Annotated in this window: 17 protein-coding genes; 10 read left to right on the forward strand and 7 right to left on the reverse strand. The window is 72.4% G+C overall.

Features of this window, described 5'->3' with window-relative positions; translation table 11 throughout:
- Positions 1-23: 23 nt before the first annotated feature.
- A complete protein-coding gene (locus ACOJVX_RS04845; RefSeq protein WP_422647287.1) occupies positions 24-2,642 on the forward strand; it encodes an ATP-binding protein in 2,619 nt (872 codons plus the stop codon).
- A gap of 6 nt (positions 2,643-2,648) precedes the next feature.
- Complete coding sequence (locus ACOJVX_RS04850) at positions 2,649-3,011, forward strand: response regulator transcription factor (RefSeq protein WP_051313253.1); 363 nt, start codon at positions 2,649-2,651, stop codon at positions 3,009-3,011.
- A gap of 217 nt (positions 3,012-3,228) precedes the next feature.
- On the opposite strand, the gene ACOJVX_RS04855 is transcribed toward ACOJVX_RS04850, so the two are convergent.
- Together ACOJVX_RS04855 and ACOJVX_RS04860 are read right to left on the reverse strand one after the other, a co-directional pair.
- Positions 3,229-3,882: a hypothetical protein gene (locus ACOJVX_RS04855; protein ID WP_155886006.1), complete on the reverse strand. Its 654-nt coding sequence runs from the start codon at positions 3,880-3,882 to the stop codon at positions 3,229-3,231.
- A 3-nt stretch (positions 3,883-3,885) separates the two neighbouring features.
- On the reverse strand, positions 3,886-4,668 hold the full coding sequence (locus ACOJVX_RS04860) for a CAP domain-containing protein (RefSeq protein ID WP_337662164.1): 783 nt from the start codon (positions 4,666-4,668) through the stop codon (positions 3,886-3,888).
- Positions 4,669-4,756: 88 nt separating this feature from the next.
- On the opposite strand from ACOJVX_RS04860, the gene ACOJVX_RS04865 reads away from it, so the two are divergent.
- Both ACOJVX_RS04865 and smc read left to right on the forward strand, forming a co-directional pair.
- On the forward strand, positions 4,757-5,074 hold the full coding sequence (locus tag ACOJVX_RS04865; RefSeq protein ID WP_030103974.1) for an acylphosphatase: 318 nt from the start codon (positions 4,757-4,759) through the stop codon (positions 5,072-5,074).
- A 434-nt stretch (positions 5,075-5,508) separates the two neighbouring features.
- Entirely contained in the window at positions 5,509-9,168 is a 3,660-nt protein-coding gene (gene smc / locus ACOJVX_RS04870; RefSeq protein ID WP_081893324.1) for a chromosome segregation protein SMC, read from the forward strand.
- Positions 9,169-9,204: 36 nt separating this feature from the next.
- Here the strand turns inward: smc and ACOJVX_RS04875 are convergent, their stop codons facing one another.
- Both ACOJVX_RS04875 and ACOJVX_RS04880 read right to left on the reverse strand, forming a co-directional pair.
- Positions 9,205-9,405, reverse strand: coding sequence for a DUF397 domain-containing protein (locus tag ACOJVX_RS04875; protein ID WP_026066128.1), 201 nt, complete (start codon positions 9,403-9,405; stop codon positions 9,205-9,207).
- A gap of 87 nt (positions 9,406-9,492) precedes the next feature.
- On the reverse strand, positions 9,493-10,353 hold the full coding sequence (locus tag ACOJVX_RS04880) for a helix-turn-helix domain-containing protein (protein WP_418155644.1): 861 nt from the start codon (positions 10,351-10,353) through the stop codon (positions 9,493-9,495).
- A 299-nt stretch (positions 10,354-10,652) separates the two neighbouring features.
- On the opposite strand from ACOJVX_RS04880, the gene ACOJVX_RS04885 reads away from it, so the two are divergent.
- Positions 10,653-11,072: a hypothetical protein gene (locus tag ACOJVX_RS04885; protein ID WP_155886005.1), complete on the forward strand. Its 420-nt coding sequence runs from the start codon at positions 10,653-10,655 to the stop codon at positions 11,070-11,072.
- Between the two features lie 13 nt (positions 11,073-11,085).
- Here ACOJVX_RS04885 and ACOJVX_RS04890 read toward each other — a convergent pair whose 3' ends face one another.
- The 3 genes from ACOJVX_RS04890 to ACOJVX_RS04900 are packed head-to-tail and all read right to left on the reverse strand — an operon-like array spanning position 11,086 to position 14,215.
- Complete coding sequence (locus ACOJVX_RS04890; protein ID WP_026417096.1) at positions 11,086-11,370, reverse strand: GNAT family N-acetyltransferase; 285 nt, start codon at positions 11,368-11,370, stop codon at positions 11,086-11,088.
- A gap of 52 nt (positions 11,371-11,422) precedes the next feature.
- A complete protein-coding gene (locus ACOJVX_RS04895) occupies positions 11,423-12,994 on the reverse strand; it encodes a sodium:solute symporter (RefSeq protein ID WP_016699529.1) in 1,572 nt (523 codons plus the stop codon).
- 12 nt (positions 12,995-13,006) lie between these two features.
- Complete coding sequence (locus ACOJVX_RS04900; RefSeq protein WP_418155647.1) at positions 13,007-14,215, reverse strand: anhydro-N-acetylmuramic acid kinase; 1,209 nt, start codon at positions 14,213-14,215, stop codon at positions 13,007-13,009.
- Between the two features lie 207 nt (positions 14,216-14,422).
- On the opposite strand from ACOJVX_RS04900, the gene ftsY reads away from it, so the two are divergent.
- From ftsY to ACOJVX_RS04925, 5 genes are all read left to right on the forward strand, one after another.
- Positions 14,423-15,946, forward strand: a complete 1,524-nt coding sequence (gene ftsY, locus ACOJVX_RS04905) for a signal recognition particle-docking protein FtsY (protein WP_026417094.1) — start codon at positions 14,423-14,425, stop codon at positions 15,944-15,946.
- Positions 15,947-16,246: 300 nt separating this feature from the next.
- A complete protein-coding gene (locus ACOJVX_RS04910) occupies positions 16,247-16,978 on the forward strand; it encodes a D-Ala-D-Ala carboxypeptidase family metallohydrolase (protein ID WP_026417093.1) in 732 nt (243 codons plus the stop codon).
- A 238-nt stretch (positions 16,979-17,216) separates the two neighbouring features.
- Positions 17,217-18,554 (forward strand): ammonium transporter, encoded by a 1,338-nt coding sequence (locus ACOJVX_RS04915; RefSeq protein ID WP_081715176.1) that lies wholly within the window; start codon positions 17,217-17,219, stop codon positions 18,552-18,554.
- Positions 18,551-18,889: a P-II family nitrogen regulator gene (locus ACOJVX_RS04920; RefSeq protein WP_026417092.1), complete on the forward strand. Its 339-nt coding sequence runs from the start codon at positions 18,551-18,553 to the stop codon at positions 18,887-18,889. Before ACOJVX_RS04915 ends, ACOJVX_RS04920 begins: the two co-directional genes overlap by 4 nt.
- A gap of 863 nt (positions 18,890-19,752) precedes the next feature.
- A complete protein-coding gene (locus ACOJVX_RS04925; protein ID WP_081715228.1) occupies positions 19,753-20,178 on the forward strand; it encodes a hypothetical protein in 426 nt (141 codons plus the stop codon).
- Positions 20,179-20,207: the final 29 nt, after the last annotated feature.

Below are 20,207 nucleotides of genomic sequence, written 5' to 3' on the forward strand. Positions count from 1 at the left end.
CCAGGAGGGAGCAGACTGGACACGTGGACGGACGGCGGAACGGCGACACCCGTCGAGGGGAGCTCCGCATCTACCTCGGCGCGGCGCCGGGCGTGGGCAAGACTACGGCCATGCTCGCCGAGGGACACCGGCGGCGGGACCAGGGGGTGGACGTCGTCGTCGGCCTGGCGGTGACGCACGACCGCCCGGCGGTGCGGCGCCTCGCCGCCGGCCTCGAGGCACTCCCGGTCCGGCTGCCCCGAGGGCCGGAACAGGGATTCGCGGAACTCGACGTGGCCGCGGTCCTGCGGCGCCGGCCGGAACTCGTCCTGGTCGACGAACTCGCGCACACCAACGAGCCGGGGAGCCCCCACCCCAAGCGGTGGCAGGACGTCGAGACCCTGTTGTCCGAGGGCATCGACGTGCTCTCCACCGTCAACATCCAACACCTGGAGAGCGTCAACGACGTCGTCCAGACCATCACCGGGGTCCGGCAGCGGGAGACCGTGCCCGACTCGGTCGTGCGCCAGGCCGAGCAGATCGAACTGGTCGACCTCACCCCCGAGGCACTGCGGCGGCGCATGGCCCAGGGCGACATCTACCCGGCGAGCAGGGTGGATGCGGCGCTCTCCCACTTCTTCCGGCCCGGGAACCTCGGGGCGTTGCGGGAACTGGCCCTGCTGTGGTTGGCCGACCAGGTCGACGTCGCGCTGCTCCGCTACCGCTCCGACCAGCACATCACCGACACCTGGGAGGCACGGGAACGAGTTGTCGCCGCCGTCAGCGGCGGGCCCGAGAGCGAGACGCTGATCCGGCGCGGCCGCCGAATCGCCAGCCGGGCCGGCGCGGACCTGCTCGTCGTCCACGTGCTGCGGGGGGACGGTCTCGTCCATCCGCCGATGGAACGGCTGCACCGCTACCGCCAGCTCACCGCCGACCTGGGCGGCACGTTCCACACCGTCGTGGGAGACGACGTGACGGACGCGCTGCTGGACTTCGCCGGGGGCGCGAACGCCACCCAGCTGGTCCTCGGTGCCTCCCGTCGGTCCCGGCTCGCACGGCTGCTCCGGGAGGGCGTCGGGCGGGCCGTCGTCTCCCGCTCGGGAACGATCGACGTGCACCTGGTGCCCCACCGGGAGGAACGACGGGGACGGCGCGACCGGCGTGACGGGCTGGTCTCCCACCACCAGCGCCTCGCCGGGTGGGTGCTCGCCGCCGGGTTGCCGGTGGTCGTGAGCGTCCTCGCGTCGGTGGTCGCGGGCAGGGTCGGCCTGGTCTCCGACGTCGTCGGGCACCTGCTCGCCGTCACGGTCGTCGCCCTCGTGGGCGGCGTGGCCCCCGCTCTGCTGGCGGCGGTGCTCGGCGGGGTCCTGGTCGGGGTCCGGCCCGGTGGCGGCCCCTCGTCCCTCAACGGCCAGGAACAGCTCGTCGTCCTGCTCGCGATGGTCGTCCTCGCGGTGCTCGTCGCCGCCGTCGTGAACCAAGCCGCACGGCTGGCGAGGCAGGCGGCCCGCGCTCGTACCGAGGCGACCCTGCTGGCCTCCTACGCCCGCACGGTCCTCTCCAGACCCGACTCCCCGGAGCTGCTGCTGGGCAGGATCAGGGAGAGCTTCGGCCTCTCCTCCGCGGCGCTGGTGGAGCGGGTGGACGGCGAGTGGGTCGAGGTCGCCGCGTCGGGGGAGGAGCTGCGTGGCCACCCCGAGGACGTGGACGCCACACTCGCCCTCACCGACACCGTCCGCCTCGTGCTGCGGGGCCGCCCGCTGCCGGCCGAGGACCAACAGGTGCTGGAGGCCGCCGCGGGGCAGGCCCTCGGCGCGCTCCGCCAGCGCCGCACGGAGGCGGCGGCCACCGAGGCGCGGCAGGAGGCGGCGGCGGCCGAGCTCCGCGCCTCACTGTTCGCCGCGTTCGGCTACGACCTGCGCACCCCGCTGACGACGGTGCGCACCGTGCTCGACACGCTCTCCGGCGACCGCCGCGGCTTGTCGGACGCGGACCGCGCCGAACTGCTCGACACCGCCGTCGCCGCGACCGACCAGCTGGTGGGGATGGCGGACAACCTGCTCGACACCGCCCGGCTCTCGGTCGGCGGAGTCCACCCCGTGTCCCGTCCCGTGCGGCTCGGCCAGGTGCTCGACCGGGCCACGGCCGGCATCGCCGGAGCGGACCGGGTGTCCGTGGAGTTGACCGACGACCTGCCCGCCGTGTCGGCCGATCCCGACCTGCTCCGCCGGGTGGTCGCGAACGTGCTGGACAACGCGCTCCGCCACGGCCGGGGCGGACCGCCTCCCGACGCCGCGGTCCGCGCCAGCCGGCTGGCTGACCGGGTGGAGCTGCGGATCGTCGACACCGGGCCCGGCCTGCCCCCGGAGGCGGTGGACACCGTGTTCGCGCCGTTCCGGCGGCTGCCGCACCCCGACGGCGCTCGTCGCCCGATCGGGGCTGGCCTGGGGCTGACCGTGGCGAGGGGTTTCGTCGAGGCGATGGGCGGGTCGATCCGCGCCGAGGACACCCCCGGAGGTGGTCTCACCGTGGTGATCGTCCTGCCCGTGGCCCAGGCGGCGCCGGAAGCGGGGCCCGGGGACGTGGGACGCGGCGGCTCCGGGCCCACGCCCGCCGGTGCGGGGGACACCACGGACCCAGCGACGAGCCGAGGTGGGTGACGAGCGATGACCACGGTCCTGCTCGTCGTGGACGAGCCACTCCTGGTCCGTGCGCTGCGCATCACCCTCGACGCGCACGGCCTGCGGGTCGTCAGCACCGCTGACCTGGGAGGAGTCCGGGACCTAGCCGACGAGGACCCGCCGGACGCCGCCTTGCTGGACATCGGTCTGCCGGGCGACTCGGGGTCGGAGGCGGTGCGGTCCCTGCGGTCCGCCGTGGACTGCCCGGTGGTCGTGCTCACCGGGCCACCCGGTGTTCGCGACGAGGCGCGGATCCTCGACGCCGGGGCGGTGGGCTGCCTGGTGAAACCCTTCGCGGTGGCCGAGCTGCTGGCGGTGCTGGGAGCCGCCGCCACACCCCAGGACTGACCAGACTGGCACGCGGGCACCCGGGCCTCCCCGCGGTGGGAGGCGTGCGCGAGGACCGATCCCCTCGGCGCGGTACCGGTCCGAGGGGCGTGGTCGGGCACCGTGCGGTTCGGGGTGCCCCGCCGGGCGAGCGGTCGGTGGGGACGCGGCCGGGGTCGAGGGTGGGTGGCACCGGGCCTCGACCCCGGAGGTGTCCCCGCCAGGGGCAACGCCCGGGTCAGCGCTCGTCGGCGCCGTCGGTCTCCGGCGCTCCCGGACCGGTGCTCACGGAGGGGAGGCTGGCCCCACTGCTGCTGGGCGCACCCGGGTCGGGCGGTGGGGGCGCCCCGCTGTCGTCCCCGCCACCACCCCCGTCGTCGCCGCCGGGCGGCTCCTCCGGGTCGGGGTCCGGCTCGGGGTCACTCGTGTCGGGGTTGCTCGGCCCCGGGTTCGTCGGGCCCGGGTTGGTCGAACCGCCGCCGGGACCGCCGGTGTTCGGGGGCGGGTCGGGCGGCGGCTGGTGGGGGGAACCCGGCTGGCGGCCGGTGTCGGCCTCCCCGCCGCCGGGTTCGCCCACCCCCGTCTCGTCCTGGGTGTTCGCCGGAGCCTCCACCGTGGAGGGGACGGCGGAGCCGCTCGGCTGCGACGACGGTGGCGCCGAGGGAGCGGCGCTCCGGCTCGGCGTCGCCGAGGGCGGCGAGGACGGCTGGGGGAAGTCGCTGCGCACGACGACGTCGTGCCGGTTGACCGGCTCGGGCTCGGCCAGCTGGCCGGAGTTCGAACCGAGCGCGGCGATGGTCGCGAAGGCGGTCGCGGTGACCACGCCGACCGCGGCCAGGAGCACTTTGGGAGCGGCGGTCGGCCGCTCCTCGTCCTCAGTGGGAGTGGACAAGCGTCATCCTCCGAAAACCTGGGTCCAGTACCAACCGTCGGTGTCCAGGCCGACTCCGATGGCGACCACCGAGCAGTTGAGGATGTTCTGCCGGTGGCCCGGCGACTCCATCCACATGTCCATGACCTGTCTCGCGTCGCGAGCCCCCATGGCGATGTTCTCGCCCGCCGCGCGCGGGTACCCCGCCTCGTTCGCCCGCTCCACGAAACCGCGGCCGTCCGGGGAGGAGTGCGAGAAGTAGCTCTGACTGGCCATGTCCTCGCTGTGCCGCTGCGCCGCGACGACGAGCCGGTGATCCACCTGCACGGTGGCGCAGCCGGCCTCCCGCCGGGCCTCGTTGACCAGGTCGACCACGGTGGCCACCTGAGGGCCGCCACCAGGGGGCGCCGGTCGCTCCGGCTCCGGCGGCCGCTCGGTCACCGGCGGGTCGGCGGGCTCGCGCACGGGGGGAGCCGCCGGGGGTTCGGGCGTCACCTCGGTGGTCTCCCCGTCCTCCGCCGCTCCCGTCGTCTCCTCCGGCTCCTGGCTCGCCGGAATGCCGCTGGCCGGGGCCGACGGCTCTCCGCTGGGCTCGTTCCCCGTCGAGGAGACAGGTGCGGGGGAGGTGGTGTGAGCCGGTGGCTCGACCGTGGCTAAGGCGGCGACGTCGGGTCCGGCTGCCTCACCGTCCCCCTCACCGGTCAACAGCGAGGGGAGGGACAGCGCTCCCGCGGTGAGTGCGCCGATCGTGAGAGCGACCAGACCGGCGGTGGTGCTGGCGCCGCGTCTGCTCGGTGGCCCGATCACGGGCAGGGACGGTACCACGGATGAGGCGACCATGCAGTGACTCAGCGTCGCGTACTCCACCCGGTTCGAGTGGACTCGATCAGGCAGCATGTCGGGTGTGGACAGTACGCGGGACAGGGAGGACGCCGTCCGGCTGAACGCGTGGGTGGCCGGACGGGTGCAGGGCGTCGGTTTCCGGTGGTGGACGAGGTGCCGGGCCCTGGAACTGGGGCTGACCGGTCATGCGACGAACCTCGCGGACGGTCGGGTGGCCGTCGTCGCCGAGGGGGACCGGGCCGCCGCCGTCCGACTGCTCGAGTCGCTGCGATCCGGCACGACACCCGGGGCGGTGGACACGGTGGTGGTGCGCTGGGCCGAGGCGGCGGGCGGGCTCACCGGTTTCGAGGAGCGGGCGGAGCGGGACTGAGCCGAGACGGGCCGGAGGAATCCGCGCACACCGGGACCACCGCCGTCCGACCGGTGCGCCCGGACCGGGTGCGCGACGGCGGGGGGTACCCGGTGGCGACTGCGGGCCGTGTACCCGCTCACCGGTCCGAAGGACGCCTGACCGTGGGAGTGGGTCCTCTGACAGCCGACGCCGAGCGGCGCGGAGCCCGTTCGACGACGCTCACCTCGGGCTCAATGGGTATGCTCGCAGCGCGGTGCCGACCCGCGCCACGGCCGAAGAGGCGTGGTCGCTCCGCCAGGTCAGCGTGGGTGAGGCGCCCGGCAAGGGCACTCCCGCGGCGGCCGTCGACGACCGGCCCGCCGCTCCCGTCCACCGGGACCGGCGTGCAGCCGGCTCCGTGACGAGCAGGGCGCGCCGACGCCCCCGGTGGCGATCGAGAGGTCCGTTTCCCCGTGCATCTGAAGAGCCTGACGCTGAAGGGCTTCAAGTCCTTCGCCTCGGCCACCACCCTGCGGTTCGAACCCGGGATCACCTGCGTGGTCGGTCCCAACGGCTCCGGGAAGTCCAACGTGCTCGACGCGTTGACCTGGGTGATGGGGGAGAAGGGCGCGAAGGCCCTGCGCGGGGCGACGATGCAGGACGTCATCTTCGCCGGGACCTCCGGGCGCCCCCCGCTCGGTCGCGCCGAGGTGACGCTCACGATCGACAACTCCGACGGCGCGCTGCCGATCGAGTACACCGAGGTGTCCATCACCCGCCGGATGTTCCGCGAGGGCGCCACCGAGTACGAGATCAACGGCGACTCCTGCCGGCTGCTCGACATCCAGGAGCTGCTCTCCGACTCCGGGATCGGGCGGGAGATGCACGTGATCGTCGGACAGGGGCAGCTGTCGTCGATCCTGGAGTCCAAACCGGAGGAGCGGCGGGGTTTCATCGAGGAGGCGGCGGGCGTACTGAAACACCGCAAGCGCAAGGAGAAGGCGCTGCGGAAACTCGACGCCATGCAGGCCAACCTCACCCGGCTCACCGACCTGACCAGCGAACTCCGCCGGCAGCTGAAGCCGCTGGGGAAGCAGGCCGAGATCGCCCGCCGGGCCCAGACCGTTCAGGCCGAGCTCCGGGACGCCCGGCTCAGGCTGGTCGCCGACGACCTCGTCACCGCCCGCGCCGAGCTGGCCAGGGACGAGCAGGACGAGGCCGCCGTCCGCGACCGCCGGTCCGAGGTGGAGCGGATGCTCCAGGACGCGCAGGCGGAGCAGACCCAGCTGGAGGAACGGCTGGCGGCCGACGTCCCGCGCCTCACCAGGGCACAGGACACCTGGTACCAGCTCTCCGCACTCGACGAACGACTGCGCGGCACCGTCCGGCTCGCCCAGGAGCGGCTGCGGCACCTGTCCTCCGCCAGCGCCGACCAGCGCCCGGGACGGGACCCGGAGGAACTGGAGGCCGAGGCCGAGCGGACCGCGGAGCTGGAGGAACAGCTGCGTGAGGAGGTCGTCGAGGCGCGGACCAGGATGGCCGAGACCGAACTCGTCCGGTCCGACCTGGAGGCCGAGGTGAAGGCGGCCGAACGCGCGCACCTCGCCGCCGTCCGAGCCGTGTCCGACCGCAGGGAGGGGTTGGCGCGACTCAGCGGTCGGGTGGACGCGCTCCGGGGGAAGGTCGGGGACACGACCGAGGAGCTCGGGCGGCTCTCCGAGGCCCTGGAGGAGGCCGTCGAGCGCGCCGAGCTCGCCGCCGCCGAGCACGCCGAACACGAGTCCTCCGAGGACGGCGCCGCCCTGGACCAGCGGGAGCTCGCCGACCGGGCCACCGAGGCCGCCCGGGCACGCCAGCTGGCCAGGGACCGGGTGGCCGAACTCGTGGCCGAGGAGAGGACAGCCGAACGCGAGGTCGCCTCGTGGCGGGCCAGGGTCGAGGCGCTGTCCCTCGGGCTCCGCCGGAAGGACGGCGCCGGGGCCCTGCTGGCCGCGGCCGACCGGGTCCCCGGGCTGCTCGGGTCGGTGGCATCGCTGCTCACCGTGGACAGCGGCGCCGAGGTCGCGTTGGCCGCGGCGCTCGGCCCGGTGGCCGACGCGGTCGCCGTGGCCGGCCGCGAGGAGGCACTCGAGGCGTTGCGACTGCTCAAGGAGGAGGACGCCGGACGGGCCGGGCTCCTGCTGGCCGGCGGACCACCCACCGGGTCGTCGCCGCGACCACCCCTGCCCGCCGGGGCGACCTGGGCGGCCGACCGGATCAGCGGCCCGGCGTCGCTGCGGCCCGCGGTGGAACGCGCGTTGCGTGACGTGGTGGTGGTGGCGGACCTGCCCGCCGCCCGTGCGGTGCTCGACGCGCTGCCCGGGCTGACCGCCGTCACCTCCGAGGGCGACGTCCTGGGGGGCGACTGGGCGAGTGGTGGCTCGGAACGGGACCAGAGCGTCATCGAGGTGCAGGCGGCGCTCGACGAGGCACGCCGGGAGCGGGACGCGGCGGCCGAGCGGGTGGACCGGGCCACCGCCGCCGTCGCGGAGGCGAGGGAGGCGGAACAGGCGGCCCGCGACCTGGTCAGGAGCACCCAGGAGGCGGTCAACGAGGCCCGCGTGCACCGGGCCCGGGGTGGGGAGCGGCTGAACCGGCTGCGCCAGGCGGCGTCCTCCGCGCAGGCGGAGGTCGGCCGGTTGACGACGCAGCGGGACAAGACCGACCAGGCGCGCCGGGACGCGGTGCGCGACCTGGAGGAGTTGGAACGGCGGCTGTCCTCGGCGCAGGGCGAACCCGAGGCCGAGGAGCCGGACACCGAGGAACGCGACGCGGCGGCCCGGCGCCTGGCCGAGGCGCGCGAGGTCGAGCTGGACGCGCGGCTCGCCGTGCGCACGGCGGAGGAGCGAGCCCGTTCCGTCCAGGGCAAGGCCGACCAGCTGCGGCGCGCCGCCCACGCCGAGCGGGAGGCCCGGGCTCGGGCCGAGGCCGCCCGGGCGGCCAGGGCGCGGGCCGCAGAGGTGGCCAGGGTGGTCGCCAGGGCGGGTGAGAGCGCCCTGGGAAGGCTCGCGGTGTCCGTGACCGCCGCCGCGCACGCCAGGGACGTCGCCCAGGCCAGGCGCGCCGAACGCGAGGAGGCGCTGACCGCCGTCCGCAACAGGGCGCGGGAACTCGGGACGGTGCTGGAGAAGCTGATCGACGCCGCCCATCGGGACGAGGTGGTGCGGGCCGAGCGCCGTCTGCGGATCGAGCAGCTCGAGGCGAAGATCGCCGAGGACTTCGGCATCGGGCTGGACGAGCTGGTCGCCGAGTACGGCCCGACGGTCCCGGTTCCGCCGAGCCCGGCGGAACTGGCCGAGTTCGAGACCGCGCGCGAGCGCGGTGAGCAGGTGGTCGCGCCGGCCCCGGTGCCCTACGAGCGGGCGACCCAGCAGCGGCGCGCCAAGCGGGCGGAACGGGACCTCTCCCTGCTGGGCCGGGTCAACCCGCTCGCCCTCGAGGAGTTCGCCGCGTTGGAGGAGCGGTACCGCTTCCTGTCGACGCAGCTGGAGGACCTCAAGGCCACCCGCCGCGATCTGCTGACCGTGGTGAAGGAGGTGGACGAGAAGATCCTGGAGGTCTTCTCCACCGCCTACACCGATGTGGCCCGGGAGTTCGAGGTCGTCTTCGCCACGTTGTTCCCCGGTGGCGAGGGCAGACTGGTGCTCACCGACCCCGACGACCTGCTCACCACCGGGGTCGACGTCGAGGCCCGCCCCCCGGGGAAGAAGGTCAAACGGCTCTCGTTGCTCTCCGGCGGGGAGAAGTCCCTGACCGCCGTGGCGATGCTGGTCGCGATCTTCCGGGCCCGGCCCTCGCCCTTCTACGTCATGGACGAGGTCGAGGCGGCCCTGGACGACACGAACCTGCGCCGGCTCATCGGCCTGCTGGAACAGCTCAGGGAGACCTCGCAGCTGATCATCATCACGCACCAGAAGCCGACCATGGAGATCGCTGACGCGCTCTACGGGGTGAGCATGCGGGGCGACGGCATCACGACGGTGATCTCGCAGCGGCTGCGGGATGCCACCGACCGGGCGGGCGCGCTCGCCGCGGTGGCGGCGACACTCGACTCGGGTGGGGAGGAGACCGGCGTGGGGACGCCTGGCGGGTGAGGGTCGTTCCGGCTCCGCTCCGGTGGGTCCCTCGGTTCAGCCGAGGCAGCGGGTGGTGGCGATGCCGCTGAGGAAGCGACGCCACTCCGCCGACTCGAAGGTCAGCACCGGCCCAGTGGGGTTCTTGGAATCCCGGACGTCGATGACGTCGGGCCGTCGTGCGATCTCGACGCAGTTCCCGCCCCCGTTGCTTCGGCTGCTCTTCCGCCAGCGCACACCGGGCAACTGTGTGCTCACTCACTCTCCTCCTTGCTATCCCTCGTCCGCGGGCGGCAGCAGAGAACGGGCCTCGGACCACCGTCCGAGGCCGCCCCGCCACACGAGCTAGCCTTCCAGGAACTCGTCGATCAGACGTTGGATCAGGCTCGCGGAGTCCCCGGGCGACAGCGCCGTGTCGCGAAGGTGGTCGAAGATCTCGTTGTACCGCGCCACGTCCTCGGCGACCTCGATGTAGAGCCCCTTGCTCAGGGTCTCCAGGTACACGACATCGCCTTCGTCGTCGGGGAAGGACAGAGTGGTGAAGGCCGTGCCGAGGGAGGAGTGCACTCCGGCGCTGAACGGCAGCACCTGGATGGTGACGTTGTCCAGCTCAGCCTTCTCCAGGAGCCCTTCCAGCTGACGCGCCATCACCTTCGCACCGCCGATCAGCTGCCGCAACGCGGCCTCCCCGACGATCGCGTGCAGCGCGAGCGGGTCCTCCTCGCTGAGCCGGGACTGCCGTGCGGCGCGGAGCTTGGCGCGGCGCTCGATGGTGTCCACGTCGATGTCCGAGCGCCAGGCCTGGATCACCTCCCGCGCGTAGTCCTCGGCCTGGAGCAGCCCGGGGATGAGGTCGATCTCGAAGGTGCGGATCTCGGACGCGTCGGATTCCAGCCCGATGTACGATTCGAACCAGTCGATCACGGCGTCGCCGTAGATCTCCCACCACCCTTTCCGCCGGCCCTCCTTCGCGAGCTCGACCAGGGAGGTGGCGCGGTCGCCCGTCACGCCGTAAGCCGCGAGCATCACCGTGACGTCGTTGGGGTGGGCCGCCTGCTGGGCGCGTTCCAGTTTGGACAGCTTCGCCGGGGAGAAGTTCAGCAGCGGCGACGCGGCCTCCAGGGTGAGCCTGGCCTGCTCGCGGAGTCGCCGTAACTCCCGGGCGAGTTGGCGCCTCCGTGCGGTCGGGTTGCCACGTTGGGTCACCCGTGCCTCCTTTGTCACCCCTACGAATGATCAAGCCCCGTTCCTACTGGACTCTACGGAGGGGTGGGACCCCATCGCGTTACTCGTTCGGGTGAAACCATCGAAAGTGTCCGTTGGGCTCTTGTCTGGTTGAAAATTTCACGGGATGGTAGGTCGGTGCCGGGTGCGCCGCATTCGCGGGGTGGTCGACAACCGCGATCCCGCGTTGCGCGTCACCCGTCGGTCCCGTTCGACGCGCCACCACATTAGAGGGTCGGCTGCGCGGCTCGCGGTACTGACTAGGTCAGTAACCAGAAGAGGTGACAGGCATCATGCGAATGGCTGAGACGCGCACCTTCACTTTCTACCGACGTGTGACAGGCAGTGATATTCGCAGTGGTCCTTGCACCAATCAGGTGGAGTTGAGTGAGGACAGACGTGGACTGTTCTTACGTTTGGCATCCACCGCGCGATTCTCCATCCTTCTGAACCGATCAGGTGTCACTGGACTGATCGACGCGGTGGCGGACACCGCCGGACCCGCACCGAGCGATGTCACGGGCACGCACGATCTTCACGGCGTCATGCGGATGCGGGTCACGCGCCCGGCCGACGGCCGCGCGGTCACGCTCACCCTCGCACCGGGCGACGACGAGATCAGCGTGGTGTTCACCTCCCACCAGCGGGAGGAACTGCTCGGGCACCTGCGCGGCGGCCTGGACCTGCTGCGCGGCCCGTGAGAGCCGCCAGACCTCACCCGCCCGCGACCAGGTCCCCGTACTCGGGGTGCCGACGGATCCACTGCTCCACGAAGGGGCACCGCGGGCGCACGGCGAGGCCCCGGCCCCGGATGTCGTCGAGCGCGCGCCTGGTCAGCTCCCCACCGACGCCTCGGCCCCCGAGTTCCGGTCGCACCTCGGCGTGGGTGAGGACCAACAACCCGGGTTCCCGCTGGTAGTCGAGGAAGCCGCCGGGCCTCCCGTCCACGAGGACCTCGTAACGCGATCGTTCCCACACGTCCCGCACCTCGATGTCCACGCCGTGCCACCCCTTCCCGTCGCTCCCGCGCGGCCCCACCCCGATCGTCCCGTCAGGAGGAGGTACCCGCCGTGTCGGCGTCCGACACCCGGGGGCGGGTCCCCGTTCCGCCGTCGGGCGAGACTGGGTCGTCGTCGCCGGAGGCGGGAGCGGGGACGTCGTCGCGGTGCCGCAACGACAGCAGGCCACCCACCACCAGGGTGATGAGCACGCCCAGCGGCGTGTACCACGGGAAGGCCAGCGCCAGGTCCTCTCCCCCGACCGGGATCTTCACCCCGAAGGCGATCAGCAGTACCCCCACGACAGTGCAACCGAAGGCGACCAGCGCGTCGCCCTGACGGGCCCGCTTCACCAGCAGCCCCAGCAGGAAGGCGCCGAGGAGCGCCCCGTAGGTGTAGCTCGCGATGCTCAGACCCATCTCGACCACGGGGTTGTCCGTTCCCGTGAACAGCGAGGCGAAGACGACGAAGACCAGCGCCCACACCAGCGTCCAGATCCTGCCGTGCCGCAGGATCACGGAGTCCGCCAGCGGTCGCCGGCTGAACCGTTGGTAGAGATCGCTCACCGTCGAGGTGGACAACGAGTTCAGCGACGAGGACAGGGTGCTCATCGCGGCGGCGAGGATGCCGGCGACGAACAACCCCGACAGGCCGGGCGGGAACTCGGTGATGACGAAGGTGGGGAACAGGTCGTCGTTGGTGGCCATGCCGAGCTCGGCCGGCGCCGCGCCACGGTAGAACATCCACATCATGGCCCCGACCAGCAGGAACAGGGCGAACTGGAAGAACACCACGACGCCGCTGACGATCAGGGCGCGCTGGGAGTCGCGGACGTCGCGGCAGGCGAGCAGCCGCTGCACCATCAACTGGTCCGCGCCGTGGGAGGCCATCGCGAACACCGCCCCGCCCAGGACCGCGGTGACGAAGGCGTACTGGTTGGTCAGGACGTGCGAGCCGAAGTCGAGGAACTGGAGCTTGCCCGCCTCCACCAGCCCCGAGAACCACCCGTCCGGCAGCCGACCGGCGAGCAGCGCCACCGCGACGAACCCGCCCGCCGTGTAGAGGGCCATCTGCACGAGGTCCACCCAGATCACGGCCCTGATCCCGCCGAGGTAGGTGTAGACGACGGTGAACAGGGACAGGCCGAGGATGATCTGCCAGAACTCGGCCTCCACGCCGAAGGTCGCCAGGAGGATCTTGACCGGGATCGCGGTGGCGAACAGGCGCACCCCGTCCGCCAGCAGCCGGGTCACCAGGAAGGTCACCGAGGTCGCGCCCTGGAGCCCGCCGCCGAAGCGCTTCCCCAGGAAGGCGTAGGCGCTGACCAGGTTCCCCCGGAAGTAGCGGGGCAGCAGCACGAAGGCCACCACGATGCGACCGATCAGATAACCGATCGCCAACTGCAGGTAGGTGAAGGACCCCAGGTACGCGACGGTCGGCACGCTGATGACCGTCAGCGCGGACGTCTCGGTGGCCACCACCGAGAAGCACACGGCCCACCAGGGCAGGTTCCGGCCACCCACGAAGTAGTCGGAGGATGAGCGTTGCCTGCCCGCCAACAGGACGCCGAGCACCGGCATCAGCAGCAGGTATCCGACGATGACGGCAAGGTCCAGGGTGTGCACGGTGCCTCCCGATCAGATCGCGGTGGGGAGCTGCCGGTCGACCTCACCGAGTAGGAGGCGTCGGGGCCGCTGGGGGTGTGGTTGGGGCAGGGTCAACGGGTCCGCACCCGGGGTGATGGACCCGAGCAGCCTCGGACCGGAGGCACCGGTGGCCGACGGCAGGTTGGCTGGGAGGCCGTGCCAGCCGAGGAACCCGAGAAGCGCCGCGAGGCAGGCTTCCTTGCCGTCGGAGGGGAGACCGAGAGCCTCGGCGGTGACCACCTCGGCGGGTGCGACGGCCCTGGCCAGGGCGGACATCAGGGTGCGGTTGCCGACGCCGCCGCCCGAGACCACCACCCGGTCCGCCCGGTGCCGCGCGCACGCGTCCGCGACGGTGCGAGCCGTCAGCTCGACCAGGGTGGCCAGCAGGTCAGCGGTCCCGGGCCGCCCGTCATCATGGCGGTCCCCCCACCACGAGGCGAGCGCGGTGCGCAGGTAGTCGCCGTTGAAGTACTCCTTGCCGGTCGACTTCGGCGGCGGGGCCGCGTAGTAGGGATCGGCCAGCAGCCGGTCGAGCAGCCCGTCCAGCACCCTGCCGTCCGCCGCCAGGGTTCCCCCCGGGTCGTGGTCGTGCCGGCCCCGCGTCAACTCGAGGCACGCCGCGTCCAGCAGTGCGTTCGCCGGGCCGGTGTCGTAGGCGACGACGTCCGGGCCCGAGGCCACGGTGATGTTGGCGATCCCACCGAGGTTCAGCGCGACCGTGGTCCCTCGGCTGGGTGGCTGGTCGGAGCCGGCCGACACGGCCGCCAACCACCACGAGTCCAGCAGGGCCGCCAGCGGCGCACCGTGCCCCCCTGCCGCGACATCCCTGGCACGGAGGTCGGAGATCACCGGAAGGCCCGTGGCCTCGGCGATCCAGGCTGGCTGCCCGATCTGCAACGTCCCGCGACAGCGGCCCCCGTCCACCCAGTGGTAGATCGTCTGCCCGAGTGAGCCGACCAGCCCGGCCGCGCCGCCTCCCCACCGGGCGAGGCCATGTCGCGCGGCGGCGGCGAAGGCCTGCCCGACCTCCGTGTCCAGCTGGCAGAGTTCGGCCGTGTCGCACCGGCCGGGCGGGAGGGCCGCAGCCAGGCGCGCACGAAGCCGCGGGGGGTACTCGACCGCGTCGGTCCCCAGGGTGTCCAGCCGCACCGCGTCCCCGGACAGGGCGAGGTCGACCACCGCGACGTCGACGGCGTCCATCGACGTCCCCGAGATCAACCCGACCACCCGAGAACTCTTCACCTGATGTGGTCTAGAGCACTTCGCTGCTTCGCGCAAGTGGTTGATCGCGGTAGGTGAACCCCGGGCGGGGCTTCCGGCCTGATGGCCCCCGGCCCCCGGCCCACCACACCCACCCCGCCCCCGACCGTGCGGCGGGTGACGTGCGTCCAGTGCGAGGATGGGGCGGTGTCAACCACCCTGATCTGGATCATTGCCGCTGTTGCCGTGGTGCTGGTCGTCGCGCTGGTGACCGGTCTGCTCCTGGCACGCCGAAGGCGCATCAGCCTGCGCGAGGAAGCCCGGCGTTCCGAGGAGCTCGATCAGGGCCGCCCGGGCGCGCGGGGCGGCGGGTACCAGGCCGGCGGGGGAGTGAGCCTGTCCTCGGGCTCGGCGGCCCCGCCGACGACGGAGTCCCCGGACCGCCCGGCCACGGCTCCCGCCACCGACCAGGAACGGCCGCCGACGCCACCGCCCACGGCGGAGGCGCCCAGCGAGGCCGCCGAGCACCCGGTGACCGAGCGGACGGAGACCGACGGCCAACCCGGGGTCGGCGACGACGCCTCGGTTCCCCGCGACACCGCCCGCCGGGACGTGGTGGACGTCGAGCTCCCGGAGGACGGTGACCAGGCGACCACCGACCCCGGGACCACCACGGACATCCCACCGCGCCGTGCCCCCGAACCGCCGAGCACGACGCCACCGGCGGTCGAGCCGCCGTCCCCCCCGGTCCCCCCGGCCGAGACCTCCGTCACCGAGCCGGAGGAGCCCTCGGCTCCCACCGAGCCCATCGCACCCACCACCGGCCGACTGGAGCGGCTCCGAGGACGCCTGTCCCGGTCGCGGTCCACCCTCGGGCAGAGCCTGCTCGGCCTGCTCGGCGCCGGTGATCTCGACGAGGACTCCTGGACCGACGTCGAGGACACGCTGCTGCTGGCCGACCTGGGGGCCTCCGCCACCGCCGAGATCGTGGAGAAGCTGCGCGCCAGGATCGCGACCAGCGGGGTGCGCGACGCCGACCAGGTGCGGCGAATGCTGTCCGAGGTGCTGGTCGAGGCCCTCCAGCCGGGCTGGGAACGGTCCGTTCGCGCGCTGCCGCACAGCGGGCGGCCGGCCGTGGTCCTCGTGGTGGGGGTCAACGGCACGGGCAAGACCACCACGACAGGCAAGCTCGCCAGGGTCCTCGTCGCCGACGGGCGTCAGGTCCTGCTCGGCGCGGCGGACACCTTCCGGGCCGCCGCGGCGGACCAGCTCGCCACCTGGGCGGAACGGGTCGGGTCCGTCGTCGTCCGGGGACGTGAGGGGGCCGATCCCGCCAGCGTGGCCTACGACGCCGTGCGCCAGGGCATCGAGCGGGAGGCCGACGCCGTCCTCGTCGACACCGCGGGCCGGTTGCACACCAAGACCGGGCTGATGGACGAGCTGGGCAAGGTCAAGCGGGTCGTGGAGAAGCAGGCCGAGGTCGACGAGGTGCTGTTGGTGCTCGACGCGACCACCGGTCAGAACGGGCTGGTGCAGGCCAGGGTGTTCTCCGAGGTCGTCGACGTCACCGGGATCGTGCTCACCAAACTCGACGGCACGGCGAAGGGCGGGATCGTCTTCCAGGTCCAGCGGGAGTTGGGCGTCCCGGTCAAGTTGGTCGGCCTCGGTGAGGGGCCGGACGACCTCGCGCCCTTCGAACCCGGTGCTTTCGTGCGTGCGCTGCTCGACTGAGCGATGACGACACCGGTGGAGGCGGTCGCGGGCCCCTCCACCGGTGTCGCCCTCCAGCGAGTGGCTGAGGAGCAGCGCGTCATCCTCCGGTGAACCGCTGACGCCGTGCGGTGGCACGGCGTTCCGTCATCTGCCGGGTGTCCCTACTCCGTCCGTGGTGACTACTCCGCCGAATCGGTGATCTCACCGTGAATTCTCGCCGTCCGGTCTGTCCTTACCGGGAACAGGTGTGCAGTGTTGGTCCACCCGCCGGCACCGGCTGGGTGACGGCGGTCCAACCTCACGACGGAGGACGGACGAATGTTGCGAATACTGGGGCGGGTCGCGGTCGCGCTGCTGGCGTTGACCCTGTTCACCGGCACCGTGTCGGTGGCCACGGCGCCGGAGGCGCACGCCTACAACTGGACGAGAACACTGCGGGTGGGGGACAGCGGCGCCGACGTCCGCGAACTCCAGATCCGCGTCGCGGGATGGGCTGCGGGCAGCTCCTCCCGCACCCACATCGCGATCGACGGTCAGTTCGGCCCGGCGACGGAGGGGGCGGTCCGCCGCTTCCAGTCGGCATACGGCCTCGCGTCGGACGGCATCGTCGGCCCGGCGACCCAGGCCCAGCTGAACTGGCTCGAGGCCTCGGACGGCTCCACCCGGCACTTCAACTTCTCCGAGTTCCACTCGAAGGACGGGGCCGGGTTCAGCGGCGGGAACGTCGGGGCATCCACCGTTCGGGAGAACGTCCGGCGGCTGATGTACAAGCTGGAAGCGATCCGCAAGAAGGCGGGTGACCGGCCCATCACGATCAATTCCGGTTTCCGCAGCCGGTCGCACAACTCGGCCGTCGGTGGCGCGGCCAACAGCCAGCACACCTACGGCATCGCCGCGGACATCGTGGTGAGCGGACGCTCCGTCAGCCAGGTCATCGGCTACGCGCAGACGTCCGGTTTCTCCGGAATCATCCGGTACTCGACCTTCACCCACGTGGACAGCAGGGTGGAGTACTCCTACGGCGGTGGCGGGTACTACTGGGCCGTCTGACCCACGGGGAACCCCAGGTGGGACCGGGTACCAGGTCGCGGGGCGGGAGCGCGGGGCGCTCCCGCCCCGTCGCGTGCCCCGCCCCCGCGCGGCGGAGATCGACGCCCGGAGGAAGACGATCAGGGGACACGCCGTCGTAACGAGGAACATTCACACTTCACGGCGCCGAAACCTCCAGGGACGACGACGGAAATAGCCGGCATCAATGCTCGCGCCAGTTCGGTCTAATGGAGGCGACATGGATAGTGGCGATGCCGCGTGGGTGCTCACCAGCGCTGCCCTGGTAATGCTGATGACGCCCGGCCTGGCGTTCTTCTACGGCGGGATGGTCCGCGCGAAGAGCGTGCTCAACATGATCATGATGAGCCTGGGGAGCATGGCCGTCGTGGGCGTGCTGTGGGTTCTCTACGGCTACTCCATCGCGTTCGGGCAGGACGTCGGCGGTGGCCTGCTCGGTGACCCCACCGAGTTCCTCGGGCTCCGTGGTCTCATCGACGGATCGGCCATGTCCGGCTCGATCCCCACCATCGTGTTCGTCGCCTTCCAGGCGATGTTCGCGATCATCACGGTGGCGTTGATCTCCGGCGCCATCGCCGACCGCGCCCGGTTCGGCCCCTGGCTGGTCTTCGCCGGCCTGTGGGCGACCCTGGTCTACTTCCCGGCCGCGCACTGGGTCTTCTCCTTCGACGACGAGGAGACCGGCTACGTCGGCGGGTGGATCGCCAACAGCCTGGAGGCCATCGACTTCGCCGGTGGGACCGCCGTCCACATCAACGCCGGGGCCGCCGCACTCGCCCTGGCGCTCGTGCTCGGCCGCCGCCGCAACTGGCCGCAGGACCCCGGGCGACCGCACAACCTGCCGTTCGTCGTCCTCGGCGCCGCCCTGCTCTGGTTCGGCTGGTTCGGCTTCAACGCGGGTTCCGCGTTGGCCGCCGACGCCACCGCCGGACTCGTCATGGTGAACACGCTGGTCGCCACGGGAGCCGCGATCCTCGGTTGGCTGCTGGTCGAACGGATTCGCGACGGCCACGCCACCACCCTCGGCGCCGCCTCGGGCATCGTCGCCGGTCTGGTGGCGATCACCCCAGCCGGCGCCTCGGTCAGCCCGGTGGGCGCGGTGGCCCTGGGTGTCCTCGCCGGCGCCGTGTGCGCGCTCGCCATCGGTCTGAAGTACCGGCTGGGGTACGACGACTCGCTCGACGTCGTCGGCGTCCACCTGGTCGGCGGCATGATCGGCACCGTCATGATCGGCCTCCTCGCCTCGGAGGAGGCGGGCGGAGTCGCCGGGCTGTTCTACGGCGGTGGCCTCGACCTGCTCTGGCGGCAGACCGTCGGCGCCCTCGCGGTCCTGGCCTTCTCGTTCGTCGTGAGCCTCCTGCTCGCACTCGCCATCAAGGCGACGATCGGGTTCCGCGCCAAGCCGGAGGACGAGGACCTCGGCGTCGACCGCACCGAACACGCCGAGAGCGCGTACGCGCTGGCCGGACCCGCGACCGCGAGCCGGACCGAGTCCCCTGGAGCAGCACCCTCGGGCTCCACCGACGGCCCGGTGATCGCCGAGAGGAGTTCCCGATGAGGCTGGTCACCGCCATCGTCCGCTCGGCCGCGCTGGACGACATCAGGGCGGGCCTCGACCGCCTCGGCGTGCTCGGCATGACCGTGAGCGAGGCGCGCGGCTACGGCCGGCAGAAGGGCCGCACCGAGGTGTACCGGGGTGCGGGGTACGCCGTCGACTACATCACCAAGCTCCGGGTGGAGGTGCTGGTCGACGAGACCAGGACCGAGGACGTCATCAGGACCGTGGTCGAAGCGGCACGCACCGGTGAGGTCGGCGACGGCAAGGTCTGGGTGACACCCGTGGAGACCGTCGTGCGGGTCCGCACCGGCGAACGCGACTCCGAGGCGATCTAGACCGTCGCGCGACGACCACCGCCGCCAGGAGACCCGAAGGGCCCCGTTCCCGTCCAGGGAACGGGGCCCTGCCACGTCCGCCGTCCTCCACGTCCCGGCGGTGCGTCCTCCTGGACGAGCCCGCGCGCCTGGCCCCGTTCCGCCGTTCGGCGGTCTACGGTGACAACACCGCCCGGACTCCGCACGGCGACCCCGGTGACCGCCCCCAGACCCGGATGCGTAGGACTACACAGCCCGAATGAAGGGCCTTCACGCTGCCCCCAGAAGATCGCGGACGCCACCATTGATCACGTCAGGCCGGGAAGCCGGGCCTGCGAGGGAGCCGAGGGTTTCGCCCCCACAGGGGGTGGGGCGAAACCCGCACGGCACCGGTCGCGGCCTGACGGCGCGGTGACCGGGCGGGTCCTCCGGGGGAGGAGGACCACCGCCCTGTCGAACCGGCGTCTGCTTCCGGGGTGGCCGTACGAGGGGTCGGTCACCCCGGGGTGCCGGGCCCCGGTCGTGCCGGCGGACCCGCTGTCCCACCGGGGGGTGGGCGGCGACGGGACGTCCGACACGACCACGGCCCCGACAGCGGAAAGGCGTCGGGGCGAGGGGTGAGGGTGTGGGAAGGGGCCGACGGATGGTGCGAAGGGGGAACCGTCCGTCGGCACACCCGTGCGGGCCAAGGGCGGCCGTGCCTCCTGCGGACCCGGGTCATCGCGGCACGCGGTTCGGCGTCTCCGCTCCTTGCTGTTCGGCGTTGCTGCTCCGTTCGGCGCAGGTGCGCCGATTCCCGCTGGTTCGTGGCGTCGCCGTTGGTAGCGTTGGCCGGTGCGGCGTACCGGCTGAGGTCGGTCCGCGAGGAGGATGTGGGAGGCAGTGTGCACATCGAGAGCGACGGCGGCGGTGCCGGTTCCGCGTTTCCCTCGACGGCGAAGATGACGGGCAGCATCGCGGCGTTCGGCGCGGCCGCTGCGGCGGGCAAGGTCTCGATCGACCCCGAGAGCGCCGAGAGCATGGCCGCCAAAATCGACGCGATCGCGGCACGCGCCGAGGAGCGTCTTGGCAGATTCGAGATTTTGGAGCAGGGCGTTCGTCTCGGTTCCAGTCCAGTAGCTTTGACTATGGCCGAGCAGGACCTGGTGACGGCAGTGGGCACGCCCACCTCGGCTAAGGAGAACCTCGTGCTCTACATCAAAGCACTCGAGGATCTCGCCGCGGCCATCAGGGCTTCCGCCCGTAACACCCGAGGTCGGGATGCTGAGAACGCCACCCGGCTTACCAATATCGGAGACGACCTCGTATGACCGGTTGGACACGCCGTCAGAATTCAGCT

The sequence above is a fragment of the Actinoalloteichus caeruleus genome (assembly GCF_049311605.1).
GTDB lineage: Bacteria > Actinomycetota > Actinomycetes > Mycobacteriales > Pseudonocardiaceae > Actinoalloteichus_B > Actinoalloteichus_B caeruleus.

Excerpts from the sequence above, each read along its gene's own strand:
- ACOJVX_RS04850 (WP_051313253.1), top strand. The coding sequence starts at position 2,649 with ATGACCACGGTCCTGCTCGTCGTGGACGAGCCACTCCTGGTCCGTGCG.
- ACOJVX_RS04865 (WP_030103974.1), top strand. The coding sequence starts at position 4,757 with ATGTCGGGTGTGGACAGTACGCGGGACAGGGAGGACGCCGTCCGGCTG.
- ACOJVX_RS04900 (WP_418155647.1), bottom strand. The coding sequence starts at position 14,215 with ATGGACGCCGTCGACGTCGCGGTGGTCGACCTCGCCCTGTCCGGGGAC.
- ACOJVX_RS04910 (WP_026417093.1), top strand. The coding sequence starts at position 16,247 with ATGTTGCGAATACTGGGGCGGGTCGCGGTCGCGCTGCTGGCGTTGACC.
- ACOJVX_RS04915 (WP_081715176.1), top strand. The coding sequence starts at position 17,217 with ATGGATAGTGGCGATGCCGCGTGGGTGCTCACCAGCGCTGCCCTGGTA.
- ACOJVX_RS04920 (WP_026417092.1), top strand. The coding sequence starts at position 18,551 with ATGAGGCTGGTCACCGCCATCGTCCGCTCGGCCGCGCTGGACGACATC.